The 25,332-nt window shown below is 43.8% G+C and carries 20 protein-coding genes, 4 tRNA genes and 2 rRNA genes (1 of these 26 only partly in view); 20 read left to right on the forward strand and 6 right to left on the reverse strand.

Features of this window, described 5'->3' with window-relative positions:
- Positions 1–2,386: ribosomal RNA gene (locus Q0A08_RS16785) — 23S ribosomal RNA — on the forward strand (it extends 503 nt beyond the left edge of the window).
- A 189-nt stretch (positions 2,387–2,575) separates the two neighbouring features.
- Positions 2,576–2,690, forward strand: a 5S ribosomal RNA gene (gene rrf, locus Q0A08_RS16790).
- Between the two features lie 417 nt (positions 2,691–3,107).
- On the opposite strand, the gene Q0A08_RS16795 is transcribed toward rrf, so the two are convergent.
- Both Q0A08_RS16795 and Q0A08_RS16800 read right to left on the reverse strand, forming a co-directional pair.
- Positions 3,108–4,274, reverse strand: coding sequence for a PQQ-dependent sugar dehydrogenase (locus tag Q0A08_RS16795; protein ID WP_438462662.1), 1,167 nt, complete (start codon positions 4,272–4,274; stop codon positions 3,108–3,110).
- A gap of 79 nt (positions 4,275–4,353) precedes the next feature.
- A complete protein-coding gene (locus tag Q0A08_RS16800) occupies positions 4,354–5,301 on the reverse strand; it encodes a LysR substrate-binding domain-containing protein (protein WP_438462663.1) in 948 nt (315 codons plus the stop codon).
- Positions 5,302–5,536: 235 nt separating this feature from the next.
- On the opposite strand from Q0A08_RS16800, the gene Q0A08_RS16805 reads away from it, so the two are divergent.
- Positions 5,537–6,502: an NAD(P)-dependent oxidoreductase gene (locus tag Q0A08_RS16805; RefSeq protein ID WP_438462664.1), complete on the forward strand. Its 966-nt coding sequence runs from the start codon at positions 5,537–5,539 to the stop codon at positions 6,500–6,502.
- Positions 6,503–6,627: 125 nt separating this feature from the next.
- Here Q0A08_RS16805 and Q0A08_RS16810 read toward each other — a convergent pair whose 3' ends face one another.
- Positions 6,628–8,052, reverse strand: coding sequence for an aldehyde dehydrogenase family protein (locus Q0A08_RS16810; RefSeq protein ID WP_438462665.1), 1,425 nt, complete (start codon positions 8,050–8,052; stop codon positions 6,628–6,630).
- 255 nt (positions 8,053–8,307) lie between these two features.
- Here Q0A08_RS16810 and Q0A08_RS16815 point away from each other — a divergent pair, with 255 nt between their 5' ends.
- Complete coding sequence (locus Q0A08_RS16815; RefSeq protein ID WP_438462666.1) at positions 8,308–8,994, forward strand: hypothetical protein; 687 nt, start codon at positions 8,308–8,310, stop codon at positions 8,992–8,994.
- 101 nt (positions 8,995–9,095) lie between these two features.
- Here the strand turns inward: Q0A08_RS16815 and Q0A08_RS16820 are convergent, their stop codons facing one another.
- From Q0A08_RS16820 to Q0A08_RS16830, 3 genes are all read right to left on the reverse strand, one after another.
- Entirely contained in the window at positions 9,096–10,028 is a 933-nt protein-coding gene (locus Q0A08_RS16820; protein ID WP_438462667.1) for a dienelactone hydrolase family protein, read from the reverse strand.
- Positions 10,029–10,197: 169 nt separating this feature from the next.
- Positions 10,198–11,538, reverse strand: a complete 1,341-nt coding sequence (locus Q0A08_RS16825; protein WP_438462668.1) for a GH1 family beta-glucosidase — start codon at positions 11,536–11,538, stop codon at positions 10,198–10,200.
- A gap of 123 nt (positions 11,539–11,661) precedes the next feature.
- Complete coding sequence (locus Q0A08_RS16830) at positions 11,662–12,120, reverse strand: GNAT family N-acetyltransferase (RefSeq protein ID WP_438462669.1); 459 nt, start codon at positions 12,118–12,120, stop codon at positions 11,662–11,664.
- Positions 12,121–12,270: 150 nt separating this feature from the next.
- On the opposite strand from Q0A08_RS16830, the gene Q0A08_RS16835 reads away from it, so the two are divergent.
- The 16 genes from Q0A08_RS16835 (at position 12,271) to rpoB (ending at position 25,296) form a co-directional block, all read left to right on the forward strand.
- Complete coding sequence (locus Q0A08_RS16835; protein WP_438462670.1) at positions 12,271–13,464, forward strand: alpha/beta hydrolase; 1,194 nt, start codon at positions 12,271–12,273, stop codon at positions 13,462–13,464.
- A gap of 65 nt (positions 13,465–13,529) precedes the next feature.
- Positions 13,530–14,705 carry an alpha/beta hydrolase gene (locus Q0A08_RS16840; protein ID WP_438462671.1) on the forward strand — a complete coding sequence of 392 codons (1,176 nt, stop codon included), beginning with the start codon at positions 13,530–13,532 and terminating at the stop codon, positions 14,703–14,705.
- Between the two features lie 83 nt (positions 14,706–14,788).
- Positions 14,789–15,736, forward strand: coding sequence for a biotin--[acetyl-CoA-carboxylase] ligase (locus Q0A08_RS16845; protein ID WP_438462672.1), 948 nt, complete (start codon positions 14,789–14,791; stop codon positions 15,734–15,736).
- Positions 15,720–16,478 carry a type III pantothenate kinase gene (locus Q0A08_RS16850; RefSeq protein WP_438462673.1) on the forward strand — a complete coding sequence of 253 codons (759 nt, stop codon included), beginning with the start codon at positions 15,720–15,722 and terminating at the stop codon, positions 16,476–16,478. Before Q0A08_RS16845 ends, Q0A08_RS16850 begins: the two co-directional genes overlap by 17 nt.
- Complete coding sequence (locus Q0A08_RS16855) at positions 16,460–17,194, forward strand: SPOR domain-containing protein (protein ID WP_438462674.1); 735 nt, start codon at positions 16,460–16,462, stop codon at positions 17,192–17,194. Before Q0A08_RS16850 ends, Q0A08_RS16855 begins: the two co-directional genes overlap by 19 nt.
- A 75-nt stretch (positions 17,195–17,269) precedes the next feature.
- A tRNA-Tyr gene (locus Q0A08_RS16860) sits at positions 17,270–17,353 on the forward strand.
- 4 nt (positions 17,354–17,357) lie between these two features.
- Positions 17,358–17,431, forward strand: a tRNA-Gly gene (locus tag Q0A08_RS16865).
- Positions 17,432–17,434: 3 nt separating this feature from the next.
- Positions 17,435–17,510: transfer RNA gene (locus tag Q0A08_RS16870), tRNA-Thr, on the forward strand.
- A 117-nt stretch (positions 17,511–17,627) separates the two neighbouring features.
- Positions 17,628–17,703: transfer RNA gene (locus Q0A08_RS16875), tRNA-Trp, on the forward strand.
- Between the two features lie 39 nt (positions 17,704–17,742).
- Positions 17,743–18,111: a preprotein translocase subunit SecE gene (gene secE, locus Q0A08_RS16880; protein ID WP_046019628.1), complete on the forward strand. Its 369-nt coding sequence runs from the start codon at positions 17,743–17,745 to the stop codon at positions 18,109–18,111.
- A gap of 9 nt (positions 18,112–18,120) precedes the next feature.
- On the forward strand, positions 18,121–18,654 hold the full coding sequence (gene nusG / locus Q0A08_RS16885) for a transcription termination/antitermination protein NusG (protein ID WP_438462675.1): 534 nt from the start codon (positions 18,121–18,123) through the stop codon (positions 18,652–18,654).
- A 49-nt stretch (positions 18,655–18,703) separates the two neighbouring features.
- Positions 18,704–19,138: a 50S ribosomal protein L11 gene (gene rplK / locus Q0A08_RS16890; RefSeq protein WP_009834600.1), complete on the forward strand. Its 435-nt coding sequence runs from the start codon at positions 18,704–18,706 to the stop codon at positions 19,136–19,138.
- Positions 19,138–19,833, forward strand: coding sequence for a 50S ribosomal protein L1 (gene rplA, locus Q0A08_RS16895; RefSeq protein ID WP_009834601.1), 696 nt, complete (start codon positions 19,138–19,140; stop codon positions 19,831–19,833). Before rplK ends, rplA begins: the two co-directional genes overlap by 1 nt.
- A 229-nt stretch (positions 19,834–20,062) precedes the next feature.
- Positions 20,063–20,563 carry a 50S ribosomal protein L10 gene (gene rplJ / locus Q0A08_RS16900; protein WP_438462676.1) on the forward strand — a complete coding sequence of 167 codons (501 nt, stop codon included), beginning with the start codon at positions 20,063–20,065 and terminating at the stop codon, positions 20,561–20,563.
- Between the two features lie 77 nt (positions 20,564–20,640).
- A complete protein-coding gene (rplL, locus tag Q0A08_RS16905; protein WP_009834603.1) occupies positions 20,641–21,012 on the forward strand; it encodes a 50S ribosomal protein L7/L12 in 372 nt (123 codons plus the stop codon).
- Positions 21,013–21,192: 180 nt separating this feature from the next.
- Positions 21,193–25,296: a DNA-directed RNA polymerase subunit beta gene (rpoB, locus tag Q0A08_RS16910; protein ID WP_438462677.1), complete on the forward strand. Its 4,104-nt coding sequence runs from the start codon at positions 21,193–21,195 to the stop codon at positions 25,294–25,296.
- Positions 25,297–25,332 lie beyond the last annotated feature (36 nt).

Here is a 25,332-nt window from a genome sequence, read left to right on the forward strand (position 1 = left end):
CGTGTACGTACAAGCAGTGGGAGCGGACTTGTTCCGTGACTGCGTACCTTTTGTATAATGGGTCAACGACTTATTTTCAGTAGCAAGGTTAATCGCATAGAGGAGCCGTAGGGAAACCGAGTCTTAATAGGGCGTATAGTTGCTGGGAATAGACCCGAAACCGGGCGATCTATCCATGGGCAGGTTGAAGGTTGGGTAACACTAACTGGAGGACCGAACCCACGTATGTTGAAAAATGCGGGGATGACTTGTGGATAGGAGTGAAAGGCTAATCAAGCTCGGAGATAGCTGGTTCTCCTCGAAAGCTATTTAGGTAGCGCCTCGTATCTCACCATTGGGGGTAGAGCACTGTTTGGGCTAGGGGGTCATCCCGACTTACCAACCCCATGCAAACTCCGAATACCAATGAGTGCAATTACGGGAGACACACGGCGGGTGCTAACGTCCGTCGTGGAAAGGGAAACAACCCAGACCGTCAGCTAAGGTCCCAAAGTTACAGTTAAGTGGGAAACGATGTGGGAAGGCTTAGACAGCTAGGAGGTTGGCTTAGAAGCAGCCATCCTTTAAAGAAAGCGTAATAGCTCACTAGTCGAGTCGGCCTGCGCGGAAGATATAACGGGGCTAAACTGTACACCGAAGCTACGGATGCTTAGTTTACTAGGCATGGTAGAGGAGCGTTCTGTAAGCCGTTGAAGGTCAAGCTGTAAGGCAGGCTGGAGGTATCAGAAGTGCGAATGTTGACATGAGTAACGATAAGGGGAGTGAAAAACTCCCCCGCCGGAAGACCAAGGTTTCCTGTCCCATGTTAATCAGGGCAGGGTGAGTCGGCCCCTAAGGCGAGGCAGAAATGCGTAGTCGATGGGAAACAGGTTAATATTCCTGTACTTGCATATATTGCGATGGAGAGACGGAGAAGGCTAGGCCAGCACAGCGATGGTTGTCTGTGTTTAAGGCGGTAGGCTGGTGACTTAGGTAAATCCGGGTTGCCTTTAAGGCCGAGAACTGATGACGAGCCCTCTTTTGGGTGAAGTGGTTGATGCCATGCTTCCAGGAAAAACTTCTAAGCTTCAGATATATGGGAACCGTACCCCAAACCGACACAGGTGGTCAGGTAGAGAATACCAAGGCGCTTGAGAGAACTCTGGTGAAGGAACTAGGCAAAATGGTACCGTAACTTCGGGAGAAGGTACGCCGATTTTGGTGATGGCACTTGCTGCTTAAGCTGAGATTGGTCGAAGATACCAGGTGGCTGCGACTGTTTATTAAAAACACAGCACTCTGCAAACACGAAAGTGGACGTATAGGGTGTGACGCCTGCCCGGTGCTTGAAGGTTAATTGATGGGGTTAGCTTCGGCGAAGCTCTTGATCGAAGCCCAAGTAAACGGCGGCCGTAACTATAACGGTCCTAAGGTAGCGAAATTCCTTGTCGGGTAAGTTCCGACCTGCACGAATGGCGTAACGATGGCCACACTGTCTCCACCAGAGACTCAGTGAAATTGAAATCGCAGTGAAGATGCTGTGTATCCGCGGCTAGACGGAAAGACCCCGTGAACCTTTACTATAGCTTCACAGTGAACTTTGAACCTACTTGTGTAGGATAGGTGGGAGGCTTTGAAACCAAGACGCTAGTTTTGGTGGAGCCACTCTTGAAATACCACCCTGGTATGTTTGAGGTTCTAACTCAGGTCCCTAATCGGGATCGAGGACACTGTGTGGTGGGTAGTTTGACTGGGGCGGTCTCCTCCCAAAGAGTAACGGAGGAGCACGAAGGTGTGCTCAGCATGGTCGGAAATCATGCGAAGAGTGTAAAGGCAAAAGCGCGCTTAACTGCGAGACAGACACGTCGAGCAGGTACGAAAGTAGGTCTTAGTGATCCGGTGGTTCTGTATGGAAGGGCCATCGCTCAACGGATAAAAGGTACTCCGGGGATAACAGGCTGATACCGCCCAAGAGTTCACATCGACGGCGGTGTTTGGCACCTCGATGTCGGCTCATCACATCCTGGGGCTGAAGCCGGTCCCAAGGGTATGGCTGTTCGCCATTTAAAGTGGTACGCGAGCTGGGTTTAGAACGTCGTGAGACAGTTCGGTCCCTATCTGCCGTGGACGTTTGAGATTTGAGAGGAGCTGCTCCTAGTACGAGAGGACCGGAGTGGACGAACCTCTGGTGTTCCGGTTGTCACGCCAGTGGCATTGCCGGGTAGCTACGTTCGGACGGGATAACCGCTGAAAGCATCTAAGCGGGAAGCCTCCCTCAAGATGAGATCTCACTGGAACTTTAAGTTCCCTAAAGAGCCGTTGAAGACTACGACGTTGATAGGCAGGGTGTGTAAGTGCTGTGAGGCATTGAGCTAACCTGTACTAATTGCTCGTGAGGCTTGACCATATAACGCCAAAATGGTTTAGCGTTATATTACGATTTAAAAAGATGGTAAAACATCGCAAGCTGGTTTGAGGCTTGGTTATCGTTAACTTCTCTAATGAAGAGAAGACTATTCAAAAAGTATTGTTAAAGCATAAGCAAATTCGTCAATGAATAAGCCACAAACAGAGCTTGTTCTGACAAACAGAATTTCTTGATAATCACAGAGCGTCTGAACCACCTGATCCCATCCCGAACTCAGAAGTGAAAAGTCGCATCGCCGATGGTAGTGTGGGAGTTCCCATGTGAGAGTAGGTCGTTATCAAGATTAAATTATAAAAAGCCTGATCTTATGATCAGGCTTTTTTTTGCCTAAAATAAACTAGGCAAAGGTAGAGACGATAAAGTATCGCCGATGGTAGCTTGGAGCTGCTAAGGGATCAAAGGGGTCGTTATCAAGATGGCTTCAACCTCTAAACCTATCTATACCCATTATTAGCATTTCTTGATAATCACAGAGTCGTTGATTGATCCCATTCCACTTCCGAACTTAAATACAGAAGTATCGCCGACGCTAGTGTGGGACTTCCTCTTTGTAGACTCCAACATCACATTGAGTTATCTAAATTCTTAACAATGTCAGACAGTGATGCCAGTAACGGTATTTAGTAACTAGACGCGCTAACACGCGTTGCTGTTTGAGGCGTTAAGTTCAGATTAACTAAACCTATCGCGCCAAAGCCATCTACCTCTCAGAACTAGACAATCTAATCAACTTACCTGAATCTGTCCCTAGGTATAAATATCCCTTTGAGTCTTCTGCAATAGAGCGAAACCTTTCATCTAGTTCACCTAGATAGCGGCTTTCTGTTGGTTCGCCTTGGTTGTTGAAGGTTACTAGGTTTAAGTGCTTTTTAGCCAATGCTAGGGATATGTGGTTACCTTGCCAGCCTTCAAATAATTGCCCTTGGTATATGTGTAAGGCGCTTGGGGCAATCGAGGGGATAAAGACTTTTAATGGATTTTCGATACCTTCTTTTTCTGTGCCATCGCCAACGCTAATTGGCCCCCAGTATTCTTTACCATGGGAAACAATAGGCCAACCATAATTAGCGCCGCGTTTGATCTTATTTATCTCATCTCCACCTCGTGGGCCATGTTCGTTAGACCAAAGCGTATTGGTAACTTTGTCGAAAAATAGGCCTTGAGGGTTTCTATGGCCATAGCTCCAAATGGCATCTTGAGCATTGGCTTTCTCAACAAATGGGTTGTCCTTAGGTATACGACCATCTGGATGTAATCTTAGAATCGACCCCGCATGGTTTTGAAGGTTCTGTCCATTGGGTCTTTCGCCTCGATCACCGATACCAAAGTAAAGATAACCTTGATTATCGAAGGTAATACGAGAGCCAAAGTGTTGGCCAGAAGAGGAGGCTGACTGGGTAATGAAAATATCTTCCCAATTGATTAATTGTGAGCCACTAAGCTTGGCTCTGCCTAAGGTCACTGTGGCACCTTGAGTCATAGGTTTACTATAGGTGAAATAGAGCCAGCCAGATTCGTCATATTCTGGGGAAGCTGCAACATCTAGCAAACCGCCTTGGCCACGGGTGGCAATTTTAGGCAAGCCAGATAACTTAGTTTGTTTGCCAGTGATTAAATCTAGGTGAAAGGCTTGGCCTTTTCTTAAGGTAAGTACCGCCTCTGTATCATTAATCAGCGCAAGCCCCCAGATAACACCATCTAATTCGCTCACAAGATCTGCTTTTAATAGCGTGTCTTGATAAAGTGTTTTTGTCTTTATTGAAGTGGCTTGCGTTGAGGCTGCCTGTAGACTGTGGGAATAAAGAGAAATAGACAGTACAGAGGAGAAAAACAATGCAGATGTTAATGTAGCTAACCAAGATTTCATAATGAAACTCTCTTTAATTTAATTCAGTTTTGTACTGGTTATTATGGTGTCCATCCTAAGTAAGGAATACCTTAAGAGATTATTGTTCGTCTAAAAGCCAAGTAATAAAAGTCTTGATACGTTTATCATCTTCTAGGTTTTTATGGCAAACAATGCCCCATTCGCCAAGCCCCTTCGCTGTATGATCAACCGGAATAACTAAATGGCCACTAGCAAGATCTTTATCGGCAAAAGGCCCATTAACGAGGGCGATACCTTCTCCAATGATGGCCATTTCTAGAGCCGCTGCCAAGGTGTCCACATCCATACAGTTTAAGCTTGTTTGAGTCTTGTCGTCAGGCTTATGATCAATGCCTGCTGATTCAAACCAGTTCTGCCAACTCCAGTATTTGTTTTCGGTATAGACTGAAATCAAAGGATAATTTTTTAGGTCATGGGGTTCTATCTGGCTAGGCAGTGTTGTTAAGAATTCAGGGCTGCAAACCGGGAAGATTTTTGATTGGAAAAAGGGTTGCCAGTATAGGTGGTTTGGTAGAGGGTGGGTTTTATAGATAATGGCAATGTCTGCGTGTTTTTCATCGAAACGCCAGTCCGCACTATAGGTACTGACTTGTAGTGCGATATCTGGATGTTGCTGACGGAACTTGTTTAGGCGTGGTGCTAGCCAGCGAATCGATGTTGTCACATAGGTCTGAACCCTAAGGGCGGGTTGGCTGGTGTTATCTCTAACTTCTTCTGTCCCTGCTATGAGGATAGTTAATGCTTGGCGAACAAACTGATAATAATGCTTGCCTGCTTCAGTAAGGCGAATAGTCCTTCCTTCCCGTATAAAGAGCTTACAGGCTAGGCTGTCTTCCAAGGTTTGTATCTGATGGCTTATGGCTGGGTGCGTGAGGTTTAGCTCTTCAGCCGCACCTCTAACACTTGCTAGGCGAGCAGTGGCTTCAAAGCCTTTTAATGCTTTAAGAGGGGGAAGCTTACGTAAGTCGATTTGTTCAAAAGCAGATTCATTTGGTTGCTCTTTCACTTTCACCTCTATATTGATTTGTTCATTACTCTAATTAGTTATCACAAATGCTTTTTTAAGCACGTTATCTATTCCTCTAAATGATTGGAAGATTTTTTTTACCGAAGTGTCAAAAAAAGATCAATTTTTCATTTCTCGTTTGGCAGGTACTCTGATTCTATCGCTGTGAATTAGGTCGTTTATCTGACTATTTTTTTGCGAGAAAGCTTTTCTAATCAAATGTTTGGAGGTTCTTATGCAGGTAGGTTTTGTAGGCTTGGGCAATGTAGGTGGTCAACTAGCAGGGAGTTTACTGCGAAACGGTATGGATCTCATGGTGAGAGACATTGACGAAGGCTTAATGGCAAGTTTTGCGGGTAAAGGTGCAAAGACAGCAGTGTCGGCAAAGGCGCTTGCTCAAGCATGTGATGTGATTATTACCTGTTTACCTTCACCTGCTATTTGTGCCCAAGTGATGGAAGCAGATGATGGTGTCATAGCGGGGATGAAAGCAGGCGTTATCTGGTTAGAAATGAGTACCACAGATGAGGCCGAAGTCAGGCGCATTGCTGATGAGGTAGAAGCGCGAGGTGGAGTGGCGGTTGACTGCCCTGTTTCAGGTGGCTGCCATAGAGCAGGAACAGGAAATATTTCTATCTTCGCTGGGTGTGAGCGAGTCGCGTTTGATCGAGTATTACCTATTTTAACTACTATGGGGCGTCGTATTATTCACACAGGCCCATTGGGTAGTGCATCAAAGCTTAAAGTAGTGACGAATTACTTATGTAGTGTGCATCTGATTGCGCTGTCTGAAGCCTTAACGGCATCTAAGGTGATGGGCTTAGATATGAACGTGACTTACGAAGCGATCAAGGCTTCTTCTGGTAATTCCTTTGTGCATGAAACCGAATCTCAAGTCATTTTAAATGGTAGTCGTGATATCAGTTTTACGATGGATTTAGTCACCAAGGATGTCGGTTTATTTGATCAGGTGGCGAAACGTCATGGTTTACCGTTAGAGCTAGCGCCTCTTGTGGTGGATATCTTTAAGGATGGCCAGTCCCGTTATGGTGACAGGGAGTTCTCGCCAAATATCATTCGCCGTTTAGAAGAAGCCTGTGATGTGAAAGTATTGGGACAAGGTTTTCCCGCTCAAATGAAGGATGATGAAAAAGAAGAAAGAGGTTATGAGGTGCAGATTCCTCTAAGAATGGATTATTAAACTAAGGGCTATCAAATAAAGTATTACTAAATTGCAGCTCAAGAAAAAAGGCTTAGTGATTCTTGCTCACTAAGCCTTTTGGGTTCCTGCGTTACTTCCTTGAAGGCACTGATTCTTCGCTTGTATTAGCTAGGGTAGATGATGGCCTGAGTTTCAACATACTCCTCTAGTGCTTCTTCTCCCCATTCACGGCCATTGCCAGATTGTTTCACACCACCAAAAGGAGCATGCATAGAGAAGTAGCTACCTTGGATATAGCATTGTCCTGCTTCTAGTCGCTTGGCAATAGTTAAGGCTGATTCTGGATCCTTGGCATAAACCGCAGAAGATAAGCCGTATTGGCTGTCATTGGCGATTGTTATGGCCTCTTCTATCTCTTCATAAGTTAGGATACAAAGGACAGGACCAAAAATCTCTTCTTGTGCGATGCGCATTTCTGGTGTGACTTGAGTGAAGATGGTGGGCTTTATGTAATAGCCCTTGTCTAGGTGCTCAGGTAACTCAGCCCCTCCCGTTAATAAACTGGCACCTTCTTCTAAGCCTAATTGAATATAGTCTTTTACTACTTGATGCTGTTTTGCTGAGGCAAGTGGCCCCATGCTGGTTTCTGCCAATCTAGGGTCGCCGACGGTTTGTTCTAGCGCGACTTGTTTAGCAACGCCTATCGCTTTTTGGTATTGGCTTTTGGGTACTAACATTCGGGTGAGTGCATTACAGGTCTGACCTGTATTTGCCATGACATCCTCTACACCATAACGAACAGCCGCGTCGATATCAGCATCTTGGGTGATGATAAAAGCCGACTTGCCTCCAAGCTCCTGGCATACTCGCTTAACACTTGAGGCTGCGCTCTTAGCGACTTCTATACCTGCTCTTGTGGAGCCAGTGAAAGACATCATATTAACTTTTGGATGTTCTGCTAGTAGTGGGCCTACTTCATGGCCATGACCAAAGATTAGATTAAAAACGCCTGCAGGTAGACCAACTTTGTGCATGATCTCCGCCATGATGATATCTGTTAGCGGAGTTTGCTCGGCTGGTTTCTCAATCAGGGTACAACCTGCTGCTAAGGCCGGAGCGAGCTTTCCTACAAGCTGATGCAAAGGGTAATTCCAAGGGTTGATAAGCGCGCAGACACCTATGGCCTTTTGGGTAAGTAAGACGCCTTCTCTAGTGGTTTCCTTATCCATGTTGAAAGCAAGTTTTGCATAGTAACGCATGGCATCGATAGCGCAATCTAGATGGTAGGTACCAACTAGGTGAGCCGGGCAGCCCATAGAAAGTACGTGAGCTTCAATTAAGTCTTGATAGCGAGCCTGCATCTCATCAGCGATGGCATTCATATAGTTTGCTCTGGTTTGAGCGCTGGTATTTGACCAAGCAGTGAATGCTTTGTGTGCCGCTGCTACTGCATCTTCTACGTCTTTTGACGATGCCATAGTTACTTGGGCTATGACGTCTTGAGTAGCTGGATTGATGAGTGAGTAAAGGGATGTGCTCTGTGTTTTACGCCAAACTCCGTCTATGTAAATTTGATCTATTTGCTGCATAAGGATGACTTCCATAATTAAGCGAGTGATTGGGTGATCAAATCAGATTAATAGGCTTAAGGGTGAGGAACAATTGATATTTTTTGCCTAAAAACGGTAAAAATAATTAACCAATAAAATTACCATATGTAATGATTTTGTATAGAGATATTTGTTTTAATAATAATGTGATAGCTTCTTTTTTGACCTATTCATGATTATAAAAATAAAGAGGAAGGCCAAATGAGACTAAATCGAATAAAAAAGATCTGGCTAATGAGCACTGGAGTTAGTGTTTTGATTTCAGGTAACTTGTTTGCATCAGACCATGCATTAATGAGTGATGCTGAAATTGATGAAAGATTAAGTTACCTAGAGCAAAGAATAAATGATGTTTCGAGCCCTTATGCATATTGGCAATATGGCTGGAGTGGTCTTTATTCGGTTAGCGCCATTAGTAATTTCTCAACAGCGCTGGATGAAGAGGATCATGATGAAGAAGTGCTGGCATGGGTATCTGGTTTAAAGTCCTCAGCAGCCTTGGCTAAAATGCTGTTAGAGCCTGTCCCTTTGCTAGCTGAGCCCGATATGAGCGGATTTGTGAATGACACAGTAGAAGAGCAGCGTGCGCTCAAGTTAGTTAAGCTGAAAGAGTACGAAACTCAGTTAAGTGCGACAGCCTTAAGAAGTGACGAAAGATACCAATGGCAAACCCATGCGACAACCATTGGGGTTAACTTAATTGCAGCCGCAGCGATAGCCACTTGGGGTGATAGTGATGATGCTTTGGGTTCTGCAGCATTAGGAATCGGTATGGGTGAGCTAGCTATTTGGACTCAGCCAACAAAAGCGACCCAGCAATGGCAGTCTTATCAGACACACTTTTCTGATATAGAAAAGGAAAACGTATCCTGGTATCTGGTCCCCAAGCTTAATGGTCTAGATCTGGTAATGACTTTTTAATAATGGCTTTACGATAGGGCTTCTTTTAAGAAAATTAAGTGTCATTAAAACGAGTTTAGAGCACCAGTGGAGTTTTTCGCCAATGCTCTAATGTCTCAGTTTTAGGAGAGGTGCTTCTTAAAGAAGTCGAGTGAGCGAGACCAAGCCAGTTCTGCCTGAGCTTCTACATAACGTCCAGTAGAGTCGTTATGAAAACCATGGTTTGCCTTTTCGTAGATAAAAGCTTGGTAATCTACCTTATTAGCTTTCAGTGCTTTTTCATAAGCAGGCCAAGTCGCATTGACGCGTTTATCAAGCTGAGCAAATTGCAGCATGATGGGCGCTTTTATATCCTTAATATAAATCTCTTTTGGCGGTGTCCCATAGAAAGGAACGGCCGCATCAATTACATTAGGCAAACGTGCCGCTAACATGTTGCTAGCATATCCGCCAAAGCAGAATCCAACCACACCAAGTTTGCCAGAGCTTGCAGGGTGAGCTTTTAGCATTTTAGCTGCCGCCATAAAGTCGGCTTCTATCTTGCTTCTATCCAGACTCTTCTGCATGCTGCGACCTTCGTCATCGTTACCCGGGTAACCTCCAAGGGGGTGCAGTGCGTCAGGCGCAAAAGCAACAAAACCTGCTTTGGCTAGGCGTCTTGCTACATCTTTAATGTAAGGATTAAGGCCACGGTTTTCATGAATGACGAGTACCGCAGGAGCTGAGACTGATACGTTTTTAGGGGTGACAAGATAGCCTTTTCCTTCTTTATAGCCATCTGGAGAGGCGAAAGTGAGATAGCTGGCTGTTATGTCTGGGTCATTAAAGGAGACCTGCTCTGCTAATGCATAGTTTGGTGTCAGAGCGCTGGCAATGACGCCTAAACTTAGCCCTGCCACGCCAAGTGCACCTAATCGATTTAGAAATGTACGTCTATCAATATCACCATGAGCATATTCATCATACCAATCAAATGCCTCTTGAGGGATCTGATCCGGAGCTAACCTATAGTCTTTACTTGGGTGAGTTTTTGGCGATAAATCTGAAACTTGCATTGCATCACTCCCTAATAGAAATCGAGTTTTAGGCCGTTTGGCTTCAAAAAAGGCTAGCTAATAGTTGAGGATATGTCCTATCAAAAAAGGCACCTTTACAATAAAGAGCCTTAACTTGATTGTTTTTTGCACATTTTTTTAAATTGTTTTGCTAAATAAGGTTAACTATTTAGCGTGACAAGAGGAGATTTGAGTAAGCTTTTGCACTCGCTTTCAGACTTCTCTTCTGTGTTTCATAGTCTACATATACTAGGCCAAAACGTTTGCTGTAACCTTCAGCCCATTCAAAGTTATCCATCAAACTCCAAGCAAAGTAACCCTGAATATCGACGCCTGCTGTGATGGCATTGTGAATCGCATTAAGGTGAGTATTTAAATAACGTACGCGTTGTTCATCGTGAACTTCACCCTCTATCAGTTTGTCATCACAGGCGGCGCCATTTTCCGTAATATAAATAGGGGGGAGGGTATATTGCTGGTGTAACTCGAGCAACAGTTGGGTTAAGGATTCAGGGTTAATCTCCCAACCTATGTGAGTATATTCGACCTCGGTTGCCGATTTTAAGATTGTCTGGCGTTTTAGCTCTGAATGCCACTTTGCATGATTGCAGGTGTAATAGTTTAATCCCAGATAGTCGATAGGTTGCTTAATAATAGCCATGTCGCCTTCTTTAATCTGAGGAATTAACTCAGGTGATAGGGCTTTGATAATGTCTGGGTATTGGCCCTTTAGTAGAGGCTCAATAAAGAAATGGTTATCCAAGGCTTCAGCATATAGGCTTGCCATCTTACTACTAGCCTCACTATCAGCTGGGAAAGCTTTGCTCATATTCAACACAATACCCGCTTGGGCATTTGGGCAAATTCTCTTAAGAATAGGCATAGCTAAACCATGGGCGAGTAAAACATGGTGGCCAGCTTGTCTTGCTTTAACGTCATCTTTTAAACCTGGTGCATGGATACCTTCTCCATAACCGAGAATGCTTGTGCACCAAGGTTCATTAAAGGTCGTCCAAACATCAACCCATTGCCCAAGCTCTTCAGCAGCAAGTTGGGTATATTCTTTAAATTTGTATGCTGTCTCCCGGTTAAGCCAGCCGCCTTTTTCTTCTAAATGCTGAGGTAAATCCCAATGGTACAGCGTGACAAAGGTTTTAATCTCGTTAGCTTTTAGCCGCTCTAATAAATTGCGATAAAAGGCAATGCCTTTTGGATTAGCGTTACCTTCTTCATCCATTAATCGTGGCCAAGCGATAGACAGTCTATAGGCATCTACACCCAAGGATTTGATTAGGTCTATGTCTTCTTGCCATTTGTGATAATGATCACAAGCTATGGTACCGTCATCACCATTCAATACTTTGCCGGGTGTCGCGCAAAACCTATCCCAGATAGATTCAATTCTGCCATCGAGTTGATTGGCTCCTTCAATTTGAAAGGCGGCTGTGGCAACGCCAAAGGTAAAGCTTGTCTTTAATAGTGGGGAGTTACTTGGTAATGAGATGGACATGTAAAGGGCTCCATTAGTATCTACTTAATGGAATGAGTTAAAAAGAATGGGCGTTAGGATGCAAGTAAGTAGTATCTAAATTAAGAGGTTTAAGTGAATTAAGAAAAATAAGAAGATTAAGTTTTAAGTTGTGATTGTAAGAGAAGGGATATGCCTCATCGGAATAAGCGCTTTGCCTGATTGGGTGTAAGCTGTGAATCTAGCTTTTAAACGCGTTGGAAGCTCATCAGCAGAGATGCTGGTAAAGCCGGCTTTCTGGTAGAAACTCTCTAAATGAGTAAACGCAAAACAATAGCAGGGCTTTGTTGATAGGGGCTGGGTGCTATCACTATTTAATGCCGTCAATAGTCTTTGTCCAAGGCCTTGTTTACGAAAGTCAGGGTGAGTGACCATGGCGGTTAAAAGCTGACAATCTTCGAACTGTTTTAAGCGTAAACAAACACGAATCTGATAACCCTCAGTAAGCGCCCAAATAGGGTCTGCTTTGTTGGCTTTGCCTGCCGGGTAATAAGCTTGGTAAAACTTCTTAGCAAGGGGGAAATGCAATCTATCTATTAACTTGTGATTGAGGGTGTTTAGCATAATGTGAGGCTGAGCTTGTATGAATTATGGAGTTTCAAATAAATAGGTTTAGATAAGCTTATATTTGATAGGATTAAGGCTAGATTTACAATCTTCTTATTAGGTTAAGGAGTTAGCTTAATTCAATGAGAGCACAGCAGGGATTAAATAATGAAGGGTATGTTGAGGTTTATTAAGCACGCTGGACTTGTTGCAGGTCTATTTGGTGTTGTTATTTCTAGTTTTGCAAATGCACAGTCGCAATGGCCTATCCCTCAAAAAGACCAAGCATTTTCTGAATATCTTATTGAGACAGGTTTGTTTTTGGAGCAAAACAAAGAGTGGTTGGTAAGCGTTAACAAACAGGTAGAGAAAGACGCTGTCATGCCATTTGAAATAAAACCGCACTCTGGATGTGAAGCAAATGGTAAGGGTGTTTTGTTGTTACATGGTTTGTCTGATTCAACTTATTCTTTGAAATCAATGGGTAAAGCCTTAGCTGAAGAATGTCTGTGGGTTAGAGCTGTGTTATTGCCTGGTCATGGAACTAGAGCGGAAGACCTTATTGATCTCCATCGCCGAGAATGGCGTGAAGCGGTTAGTGCATCGATTTATAATTTCTCTCAGCAAACTGACTCTCTATATGTTGCTGGCTACTCGACAGGAGGTACGCTTGCTGTTGACTATATGAGTCGCCCTGAGGTGCCTTTGTCTGGTTTGGTGTTGTTTTCTCCCCTGCTAAAAATTAATACCAATGCTGATTGGCTGACTCCTATATTAGCGCCTTTTGTGACTTGGTTAGATTACAAAAAGCCAGATGATTATGCTAAGTATGCATCGATTCCGGTACCGGCAATGGCGCAAGTATTTCACCTAGCGACAGAAGTTCGTAGAGGGCTAATAAAGAAACCATTAGATATTCCTGTTTTTGTTGCTATGTCAGCAGAGGATAATACGGTAAGCAGCGAGACAACATTGAACCTCTTTAATCAGAAAATGCGTAATCCAGCTTCAGAACTTTGGTTGTACGCCAATGAGAAGGTCGATTTTCCAGATAAACGTATCACTGAATTTAATAGTTATAATGAGAGTTTAAAAATTACTGGTTTTTCTCATATGTCGGTGCACATGGACCCTGAAGATCCTTATTACGGGCAAAATGGTGAATACCGTGTATGTCAGTGGTATAAGGGCAAGGATTTGGCTGAGTGTAAAAAAGATAAGCAAGGTTGGTCTGGTGAAAAAGGGATGCTGCTTGCAAGTAAAAGCGAGTATGGAGCACGTTTAAGTTGGAACCCTAATTTCGATCAGCTGGTGGCTAAGGTTGTGAGTTTTATTAAAACTGATGCAGGTTCAGCGAAGTAATACATTAATTTAACAGGTGGTTAACTAGCTGCTTGTTTTAACATCAAAGTTATAAAGGCGAGTAAATGAAACACTTCTTTAAAGTCAGAAAGCAGCTTGTGTTAGGTATGCTGTTAAGCGTTTCAGGTTTTTCACAGGTAACGACTGCTAAGTCAGTTGAACCTTTACCTAGTCAGGCCTTTTCTGATTATTTAGTGACTGCAGATACGTTTTTGTCTAATCACAAAAAGTGGTTAGACGCAGGCAATAAGGCAGTTGAAAAAGCAGCAGTAATGCCATTTGAAATTAAGCCCGCAGAGAGTTGCGAAAGGCAAGATACGGGCGTGCTTTTGTTACATGGCTTATCCGATTCCCCATACTCTTTACGTTCTATGGGGGAAGCGCTAGCTAAACAATGCTTATGGGTGCAGGCTGTACTGCTACCTGGTCATGGCACTAAAGCTGAAGATTTGATTGATGTTGAACGTGATGAATGGCGGCAAGTTACCAAAGTGGCGATAGAAAACTTTGCCGCTCAAACAGAGAGCCTATATCTTGCTGGCTTTTCTACGGGTGGTGCATTAGCGCTAGATTATGCCAAACAAGACAATGATAAGGTGAAAGGACTTATTCTATTTTCGCCTTTGTTAAAAATTAATTCGAGTATTGATTGGTTGTCGCCTTATCTTGCACCGGTCTTGACTTGGTTGGATCATAAGGAAAGTGACGATTATGCTAAGTACGCGTCTATTCCTGTACCTGCTATCGCCCAAGCTTATGAACTTGCTGCTGAAGTAAGGGAAGGGTTAGATGAGCAAAGTATGAAATTGCCAACTTTTGTCGTTATGTCGGCAGAAGACTCTACTGTAGATAGCCATGTTACCTTGGATTACTTTAAGCGAACCATGGTGAATGCACACTCGAAAGTGTGGCTTTACTCAAATCAGGCTGTCGATTTCGATGATGCTAGAGTGCAAGAATTTAACGCTTACAATGAAGACTTAAGAATTACAGGGCTTTCTCATATGTCTGCGCACATTGATCCTAATGACCCCTACTATGGCAAAAATGGACAGTATCGAGTGTGCTCTTGGTATCAAGACGAAGCATTAGAAAGCTGCAAGCAAGATAACATGAATTGGTTAGGTGAAAAGGGCGAACTTTTGAATGAAAAAAGTCCCTATGGTGGGCGCTTAAGTTGGAATCCTGACTTTAATCGTTTGATTGACCAAATAGCACAATTCATCAACACCCAATCATGAAAATACGATAAAATTTCGCTTCGTTAGCAGTTGCTAGTACTGATTGGCTAGTCGTCTGGGTTCATAAAGGTTTGGAGAAAAGCATGCGTGATCTATTGCTCTTGTTAGCAGATAGTCAGTTTCATTCAGGTGAAGAGTTGGGTGAAGCTCTGGGTGTGACTAGAGCAGCCATATGGAAGAAACTAAAAAAACTTGAGACTTTAGGTATAAAGCTACATTCCGTGAAAGGGCGAGGCTACCGTTTACCGCATGAAATTGAGCTTTTAGATCAGGCTCAATTAGATGGGGTGGGGCTTGATGTGCCTATTAAGGTCTGCTTTGAAACCAAATCCACTAACGATGATGTCAAAAAACACATCGCCTCAGGTGCTGAGTTGCCTGTAGCAGTTGCGACTGAGATACAGAATCAAGGAAAGGGGCGTCGTGGACGTCAGTGGCAAGGTGGCGTAGCAAAAAACATCATGATGTCATTTGGCTGGCGCTTTGATAACGGTATTTCAGTGGTCGAAGGGCTAAGTCTTGCTGTGGGTGCTGTTGTTGCGCGAGTGCTAAAAAAGCATGGTGTTGAGTCAGTGGGTTTGAAATGGCCAAATGATGTTCAAGTTGAAGGCCGAAAAATCTGTGGCATATTATTGGAAATGGTAGCCGATCAAGACATATGTGACGTCATTATTGGAGTGGGGTTAAATGTTTCCATGTCCGAACAGGATATGACAGAGGTTGATCAGCCATGGACAGATGTGATGCAGCAAACTAGTCATAAAGTGAGTCGCAATCAAATCTTAGCGGATTTAGTAAGCGAGCTTGAAATTGTCTGTAAAACCTTTGAGCAGGGAGATGGTTTAGCGGCTTATTTAACTGAGTGGATGCAGCAAGATGTGTTAAAGAATCAGCCTGTAAAAATGACCAGTGGTAAACTTGAAGAGTTAGGTGTTGCCCGTGGGATTGATGCAAAAGGGGCTTTGTTATTTGAACAGGATGGTATCGTAAAGGCCTTACACGGAGGTGAAGTTAGTGTCCGCAAACAATAAGGTGCTTGTGGTTGATGCGGGGAACACTTGTGTAAAGTGGGCTGCATTTGATGGTGATGATTTATTGCGAATTGGACGAGATATTCAGTTGTGCCCTGCTGAGTCAATCGATGAGGCAGGAAAAGACATATTAGCTTACCAGCCTGATCATATTTACTTCGCGAGTGTTAGAAGTCCAGAGCAAGAAACTTTATTGCGAGATTTTATTGCTAATCAGTTTGTTGGTGTTCCTTGTCATGAGCTTAAAAGCGAACCTTTTTCATGTGGTGTAACGAATTCGTATGATGACGTACTACGATTAGGTGTTGACCGATGGTTAACCGTGCTAGCAGCCTATGATCGCATGCAAGACACCTTAATCATTGACGCGGGAACGGCGTTAAAAATAGAGTTTGTCCCCGCAACGGGACAGTATCAAGGTGGTTATATTGTGCCTGGGCAGGCCATGATGGAAAGCATGCTGGTGGCGAATACGGGAAAAATTCGCTTTAATGAGGATGATTTACAAGACTATCAAGGCATTATTAACAATACTGGCTTGGCAGTACATCTAGGTTGTTGGGAAATGACATTAGCTCTAGTCGAGAGAGTGTATGGTCAGAATAAAAAGAGCCGCTGTGTATTCACAGGGGGAAATGGTGAGAAGATTATGAAAGCACTCGGTATTAAAGGGCTGTTTGAGCCTAATTTAGTGCTTTTAGGGGCGAAAAAATTAGGCGATGAATGGGTGAGCCAAGCATGAAGTGGTTGTTTTTATTGCTAGTGATTAGCAATCTTGGTGTTTTTGGTTGGTTTAATTTGGTTGCTGTGAACAAAGAGGCCGCCGCTGAGCCTGTTTATGCACCACCTGTGAGTCAAAAAATACTCACGCTAAGTGAAGTGCCAAAGGTGGTAAAAAAGCCTGAACCAACAGTAAAAGAAATTGAATTTAAAGCGGTAGAGGAAGAGCTAAGAGAAATTACGGAAGCATTTGAGCAGTTAAGCTCGATTGATGCAGATCAAATGTTTTGCCCTCATATAGAATTTGAAAAAGAACAAGATAAGCGTGCTTTTTTGCCTCAAATTGATGCTTTAGGTTGGCAATATGTCGAGTCTAAGATGGAAGGGCAGAGACAGAAATTTTGGTTGTATATCAGTGCGCCCGATACGCGTGAGCAAGCAAATAGAATAGTAAGGGCCCTTAAAGTTCGCAGTGTAGATAGTTTTATTATTAATCGAGGAGAGATGAAAAACCGTATTTCATTAGGTTTGTATTCTGTTGCCTTAACAGCGGAAAAAGAGCGTCTTCGAATTAGTGATTTGTCTGGTTTTGATGTCAGGGTGTTTCCGCATTTAAGAAAAGTGCCGCTTTCAGTGATAGAAATTAGTCAGGGTATTAATGAATCTGAGTGGAAGAAGTTCATTAGCCAAATAAATTTCGGCAAGATGATGATAAAGTTAGAAAAAAATCCTTGTTAGGTGTTGCAATTGCATTTTCTATTCATATAATGGCTCGCACCTTTTGGGGTTATTGCAAGAGTTAGTTGCAGTAGTGGAGGGGTTCCCGAGTGGCCAAAGGGAGCAGACTGTAAATCTGCCACGAAAGTTTCGGTGGTTCGAATCCACCTCCCTCCACCAATTTGCGAGTATGGTACAATGGTAGAACCTCAGCCTTCCAAGCTGATGATGCGGGTTCGATTCCCGCTACTCGCTCCAATTGCTCATGTAGCTCAGTTGGTAGAGCACACCCTTGGTAAGGGTGAGGTCGGCAGTTCAAATCTGCTCATGAGCTCCAGTGTTACTTCAAAAAATAAATAGGGTGGCGATACGCCTTTTTTATTGTCTGTTTTTTGGGCAAAACCACTTGCGAATTACTTTGTAAGTCGGTATCATCCACCGCCCATGTGAATGTAGGCCAGTAGTTCAGCTGGTAGAGCGTCGGTCTCCAAAACCGAATGTCGGGGGTTCGAATCCCTCCTGGCCTGCCAATTTCACATCCTAATTCTTTGCTAGGGATCACCTGAAATATGAGTTCAAGTACTGAAGCTCAAGCACCTCGCGCTGATGTTTTTAAGTGGGTTGCTGTTGTGCTGCTGGTCACTGTTGCTGTGGTCGGTAATAACTATTTTTCTGAAGAATCGTTGCTGTATAGGCTGATAGCTATTTTGGTTTTAGCTGGATTAGCTGGTTTTATAGGTTTGCAAACGGTTAAAGGTAAGGCGTTCTCTGTGTTAGCTCGTGAAGCAAAGACAGAAATTCGCCGTGTTGTATGGCCAACAAGACAAGAAACAGTTCAAACAACTTTGATCGTGTTGGCAGTTGTAATTTTTATGTCTCTTGTGCTGTGGGGAGTTGATTCGCTTCTTGGCTGGATTGTCTCTGCGGTAATAGGTTAGGAGTTGTTCGTGGCGAAACATTGGTATGTAGTACATGCGTACTCAGGGTATGAAAAGCACGTGATGCGTTCGCTTACAGAACGAGTTCAGATCATGGGCATGGAAGACTATTTTGGTGAAGTCTTGGTCCCAACCGAAGAAGTGGTTGAGATTCGAGATGGTAAAAAGCGCAAGAGCGAAAGAAAGTTCTATCCTGGCTATGTTTTAGTTCAAATGGATATGAATGACGACTCTTGGCACTTGGTGAAAGGTACTAGTCGCGTGCTAGGTTTTATTGGCGGCACAGCTGATAAGCCTTCTCCAATTACAGAAAGAGAAGCTGACGCGATATTGCAGCGTGTTAGTGATCGTGCTGATAATCCTCGTCCTAAGACATTGTTTGAAGTGGGTGAGGTTGTGCGAGTTATTGATGGTCCATTTGCTGACTTTAACGGTGTTGTTGAAGAAGCGGACTATGATAAAAGCCGAATCAAGGTTGCTGTGCTTATCTTCGGACGCTCAACACCTGTTGATTTGGAATTTAGTCAGGTCGAAAAGTCCTGATATTTATAACCGGGTAGCCTTAGGGCTGTGACCCAAACGGAGTTAAAAAATGGCTAAGAAAGTCGAAGCTTATATCAAGCTACAAGTTAAAGCGGGTCAAGCGAATCCAAGTCCGCCAGTTGGTCCTGCTCTAGGTCAACATGGTGTGAACATCATGGAATTCTGTAAAGCGTTCAATGCCAAAACTCAAGGTGTTGAAGCGGGTCTTCCAACACCTGTAATCATCACTGTTTACAGTGATCGTAGTTTCACTTTCGAAACTAAATCTACTCCTGCTTCAGTGCTTCTTAAGAAAGCAGCTGGCCTTAAGAGCGGTTCTCCACGTCCAAATACTCAGAAAGTTGGTACTGTTACACGTGCGCAGCTTGAAGAGATTGCTACAGCTAAAGCAGAAGATTTGACTGCAGCTGATATGGATGCGGCAGTTCGTACTATCGCTGGTAGCGCACGCGCTATGGGTCTTGATGTAGAAGGTGTTAACTAATGGCTAAGCTAACTAAACGCGCTCGTTTGATCGCTGAAAAAGTTGAATCTACTAAGCAGTACTCTGTTGAAGAAGCGGTAGCGCTTTTATCTGAGCTTTCTACTGTTAAGTTTAAAGAATCTGTAGACGTATCTGTAAACTTGGGTGTTGACCCACGTAAATCTGACCAAGCTGTTCGTGGTGCTACTGTGCTACCAAACGGTACTGGTAAAGACGTGCGTGTTGCTGTTTTCGCTCAAGGCGCAAATGCTGAAGCTGCTCTAGCTGCTGGTGCTGATGTTGTAGGTTTTGATGACCTAGCTGCAAAAGTTAAAGAAGGCGAGTTGGATTTTGATGTTGTAATCGCATCTCCAGACGCTATGCGTGTTGTTGGTCAGTTGGGTCAGATTCTTGGTCCACGTGGTCTTATGCCTAACCCGAAAGTGGGTACTGTAACTCCTGATGTTGCAACGGCTGTTAAGAACGCTAAATCTGGTCAAGCACGTTACCGCACAGACAAAAACGGTATCATTCATGCAGGTGTTGGTTCTATCGACTTTACTGCTGATGCTGTTAAAGGCAACCTTGAAGCGCTATTGGGTGACTTGCGTCGCGCTAAGCCTGCTTCTGCTAAAGGTGTCTACATGAAGAAAGTAACCTTGTCCTCTACAATGGGACCTGGTTTGGTACTTGATTTAGGCTCTTTGAGCTTCTAAATCAAACTTTGGGGTCTCTGTGTTTTATATTTAATATAATTCAGAGGCCGTCAAAGACCGTAGGAATCGAAAGGTTTAATTAAACATTGTGAAATGTTTGTCCTGCGCAGATGGTGTGGTCCCGATTCAGATTAACTGGATCCAGCTCACCAGTGAGTACTCCAACATTTAGTTGGAGAATTGGTAAAATTGGGGATGTTTATATCCCTGTCAATCCAGGAGAAAACCAGTGGCATTAGGTCTAGAAGACAAAAAAGCCATTGTTGCCGAAGTAAACGAAGCTGCCAAAGTTGCGTTGTCTGCGGTTGTTGCTGACTCTCGCGGTGTAACCGTGGGTGCGATGACTGCATTGCGCAAAGAAGCTCGTGAAGCTGGTGTTTATGTACGTGTAGTACGTAACACTCTAGCTAAGCGCGCTGTTGAAGGTTCAGACTTCGAATGCTTGCAAGATAGCTTTGTTGGTCCTACTCTGATTGCATTTTCTAACGAGCACCCAGGTGCTGCAGCTCGTCTGCTTAAGAAATTTGCAAAAGAAAATGATCAACTAGAAGTTAAAGCGTTGGCGTTCAACGGTGAGTTGATCCCAGCTGGCGACATTGATCGTTTGGCGACTCTGCCTACATACGATGAAGCAATTTCACGCTTGATGAGTGTTATTCAAGGTGCAACTAGCAAATTCGTACGTACACTTGCAGCAGTTCGCGATCAGAAAGAGCAAGAAGCAGCGTAATTTACACGCGCTTTTTGAATTTATTTTGTTTAATTGCCTACGGGCAATATTGTTAAAAAATGCTAGGAATCTGAGTCATGGCTCTATCTAAAGAAGATATCATCAATGCAGTAGCAGAAATGTCTGTAATGGATGTTGTTGAATTAATTTCAGCAATGGAAGAAAAATTCGGTGTATCTGCAGCTGCTGCTGTAGCTGCTGGTCCTGCTGGCGATGCTGGTGCGGCTGCTGAAGAACAAACTGAATTTGACGTTGTTCTTACTGCTGTTGGCGATAAGAAAGTAAACGTAATCAAAGCAGTACGTGCAGCTACTGGTCTTGGCTTGAAAGAAGCTAAAGGCATGGTTGATGGTGCTCCTGCAACAGTTAAAGAAGCTGTATCTAAAGAAGATGCTGAAGCTCTTAAAACTGCTCTTGAAGAAGCTGGTGCTTCTGTCGAAATCAAGTAATGCTACTTGTATTTTCGCACTTCGACTTTTAGTCGGAATGGCTGGTGACTTTATGTCACCGGCCTTTTTAGGTTTACACCTGAATAAATTTTGAATTTTTAAAATAAGAGAATGTCTCTTATTTCGGTAAGGCCTGATTGAGGGCCTTTTGCGTCAATGTGCACAAGCTGGGGAATGCTGATGGCTTACTCATACACTGAGAGAAAACGTATCCGTAAGGATTTCGGTAAACTGCCGCCCGTTTTGGATGTGCCATACTTGCTGGCAATTCAGCTTGAATCCTATCGTAATTTCTTGCAGGAAGGGAAACCTCTTGCAGAGCGTGGGGACTTAGGTCTGCATGGGGCCTTTAAATCTGTCTTTCCAATGGTCAGCTTTTCCGGCAATGCAGCGCTAGAATATGTTGATTACCGTTTAGGTAAGCCAGTTTTTGATGTTAAAGAATGTCAACTTCGTGGTGTGACTTATGCCGCTCCTTTGAGAGTGCGCGTACGACTTATTATTTATGATAAAGAGTCGTCTAATAAAGCCATCAAAGATATTCGCGAGCAAGAAGTCTACATGGGCGAGATTCCGCTCATGACAGAAAATGGTACTTTTGTTATTAATGGAACTGAGCGTGTAATCGTATCTCAGTTGCATCGTTCACCTGGTGTTTTCTTCGATCACGATCGCGGTAAAACACACTCTTCAGGTAAATTGCTTCATTCTGCCCGTGTAATTCCATACCGTGGTTCTTGGTTGGATTTCGAGTTTGATCCAAAAGATTGCGTATTCGTACGTATTGACCGCCGTCGTAAATTGCCAGTAACAATTTTACTACGTGCTTTGGGTTATAACACTGAGCAAATTTTAGAAACTTTCTTTGAAACAACGAAATTCTATCTTGGTCGTGATGGCTTTGAGATGGAGTTGATTGCAAATCGTCTGCGTGGCGAAACTGCAATGTTTAACATTACCGATACTGAAGGTAAGGTTATTGTTGAAGAAGGTCGTCGTGTTACTGCTAAGCATATCCGAGCTATGGATAAAGCAGGCGTTGAGCGCTTGAGCGTTCCGCTAGAGTATATGCTAGGTAAAGTGACAGCGACTAATCTAGTGGACTCTGCAACGGGTGCATTGATTTCTGAAGCAAACACTGAATTGACAGTTGAATTGTTGGAAGCATTAGTAGCGGCTGGCATTAAAGAAATCGAAACGCTATATACAAATGATTTGGATCACGGTCCGTTCATTTCTGATACTTTACGTATCGACCCAACAAACAACCCACTAGAAGCATTGGTAGAAATCTACCGTATGATGCGTCCTGGTGAGCCACCAACTAAAGAATCTGCTGAAGGTCTATTCCAAGGCTTATTCTTCACAGAAGATCGCTATGATCTATCTGGTGTTGGTCGTATGAAATTCAACCGCCGTCTAGGCCGTGATGAAGATACTGGTGCGGGCATCTTGGACAACGATGATATCGTCGCTGTTCTTAAGACCTTGCTTGATATCCGTAACGGTAATGGCATGGTTGATGACATCGATCACCTAGGTAACCGTCGTATTCGTTCTGTTGGTGAAATGGCAGAAAACCAATTCCGTGTTGGTTTGGTGCGAGTTGAGCGTGCAGTGAAAGAGCGTCTGTCTATGGCAGAAGCTGATGGCCTAATGCCACAAGACTTGCTAAACGCGAAACCTGTTGCTGCTGCAATCAAAGAATTCTTCGGCTCTAGTCAGTTATCTCAGTTCATGGACCAAAACAATCCATTGTCTGAAATTACTCACAAGCGTCGTGTTTCTGCATTAGGCCCCGGTGGTCTTACTCGTGAACGTGCTGGTTTTGAGGTACGAGATGTACATGCGACTCACTATGGTCGTGTATGTCCTATCGAAACGCCAGAGGGACCAAACATTGGTTTGATCAACTCTCTTTCTACTTACGCGCGTACAAATAGCTATGGTTTCTTAGAAACGCCATACCGTAAGGTTGTTGATGGTAAGATGACAGATGAGACTGTCTATGTATCTGCTATCGATGAAGCTAAGTACGTAATTGCTCAAGCGTCTGTAAAAGTAGATGGCGAAGGTCGTTTAACTGATGAGCTGGTTCAGGTTCGTCACATGCATGAAACAACATTGATCCAGAAAGAGAAAGTGAACCTAATGGACGTGTCACCACGTCAGGTCGTTTCTGTTGCTGCTTCATTGATTCCTTTCCTAGAGCACGATGATGCTAACCGAGCTTTGATGGGTTCGAACATGCAACGTCAGGCGGTTCCAACGCTTAAGGCTGATAAGCCAGTTGTTGGTACAGGCATGGAGCGTAATGTAGCTAAAGACTCTGGTGTATGTATTGTTGCACGACGTGGTGGTGTGATCGAAGCAGTTGACGCTAGCCGCATTGTGGTTCGTGTAAACTCAGAAGAGACACTTGCAGGTGAAGCTGGTGTAGATATTTATAACCTAACTAAATATGTACGTTCTAACCAAAACACCTGTATTAATCAGCGTACCTTGGTAATGAAAGGTGAGAGTGTTGCTTCTGGCGACATCATGGCTGATGGTCCTTCTGTTGATATGGGTGAATTGGCGCTTGGCCAAAACATGCGTATCGCTTTCATGCCTTGGAACGGTTTCAACTTCGAGGACTCGATCCTAGTATCTGAGCGCGTTGTTGAAGAAGATCGTTTCACGTCTATCCATATTCAGGAACTGACTTGTGTTGCTCGAGATACTAAGCTTGGGCCAGAAGAAATCACAGCGGATATCCCGAATGTTGGTGAAGGTGCACTATCTAAGCTTGATCAATCAGGTATCGTATATATCGGTGCTGAAGTTGAGCCAGGCGACATTCTAGTTGGTAAAGTAACTCCTAAAGGTGAAACCCAGCTAACGCCAGAAGAGAAGCTATTGCGTGCTATCTTCGGTGAAAAAGCATCTGATGTTAAAGATACATCTCAACGTGTTAAAACAGGTACGCGCGGTACAGTTATCGACGTACAAGTATTTACACGTGATGGTATTGATAAAGATGAGCGTGCTAAATCAATCGAGAAATCTCAGTTAGATCAAGTTCGTAAAGACTTGAATGAAGAGTTCCGCATTGTTGAGCAAGCAACTTTTGAGCGTTTGGCTGAAGCGCTAGTGGGACAAGCTGTAGAAGGCGGTCCTGGGCTAGCTAAGAACTCAATTATCTCTGCTGATTATCTAGAAGCGCTTGAGCACTCTGAGTGGTTCAAGATTCGCGTTATCGACGAAGTAGCGAGTGAGCAATTAGAGAAAGCGCAAGCGGCTCTAGTTGAGCGTCGTAAAGAGTTAGATGCGAAGTTCGAAGATAAGAAACGTAAACTACAAAGCGGTGATGATCTTGCGCCTGGCGTACTTAAGATTGTTAAAGTTTATGTAGCGATCAAGCGTCGCATCCAGCCTGGTGATAAAATGGCCGGCCGTCACGGTAACAAGGGTGTAATCTCTAAGATCATGCCTGTTGAAGATATGCCGTATGACGAAAATGGTGACCCAGTTGATATCGTACTAAACCCATTGGGTGTACCTTCGCGAATGAACGTAGGTCAAGTACTTGAGACTCACTTGGGTGCAGCTTCTAAAGGTCTTGGTCGTAAGATCAATGAAATGCTAGAAGTTGAGCGCGAGAAAGCGGAGCATGTTGCTGAACTACGTACCTTCCTTGATGAAGTTTATAACGGTCATGAAGGTGATGGTGCGAAGTGTGCTCGTTCAGAAGATCTTGATAGCTTCTCTGATGATGACATCATGGAGCTAGCGGGTAATCTGAAAGGTGGTATTCCTATGGCTTCTGGTGCCTTTGATGGTGCTAAAGAGTCAGAGATTAAGCGTATGTTACGTCTTGCTGGTATCAATGAGAGCGGACAAATCAAATTGTTCAACGGTCGTACCGGTGAATCTTTTGAGCGTCCAGTAACTGTTGGTTACATGTACATGCTTAAATTGAACCACTTGGTTGATGATAAGATGCACGCGCGTTCTACTGGTTCATACAGTCTGGTTACACAGCAACCGTTGGGTGGTAAAGCTCAATTCGGTGGTCAGCGTTTCGGTGAGATGGAGGTGTGGGCACTTGAAGCTTATGGTGCTGCATATACATTGCAAGAAATGCTAACCGTGAAATCTGATGATGTGAATGGTCGTACTAAGATGTATAAAAACATCGTAGACGGCGATCACAGAATGGAACCAGGTATGCCTGAATCCTTCAATGTATTGGTCAAAGAGATTCGCTCTCTTGGTATCGATATTGAACTTGAAGTAGATTAAGCACGAATTATATTTGACCTGCTGGGAGAGTGATTC

This window comes from Marinomonas sp. PE14-40, from assembly GCF_051623805.1.
GTDB lineage: Bacteria > Pseudomonadota > Gammaproteobacteria > Pseudomonadales > Marinomonadaceae > Marinomonas.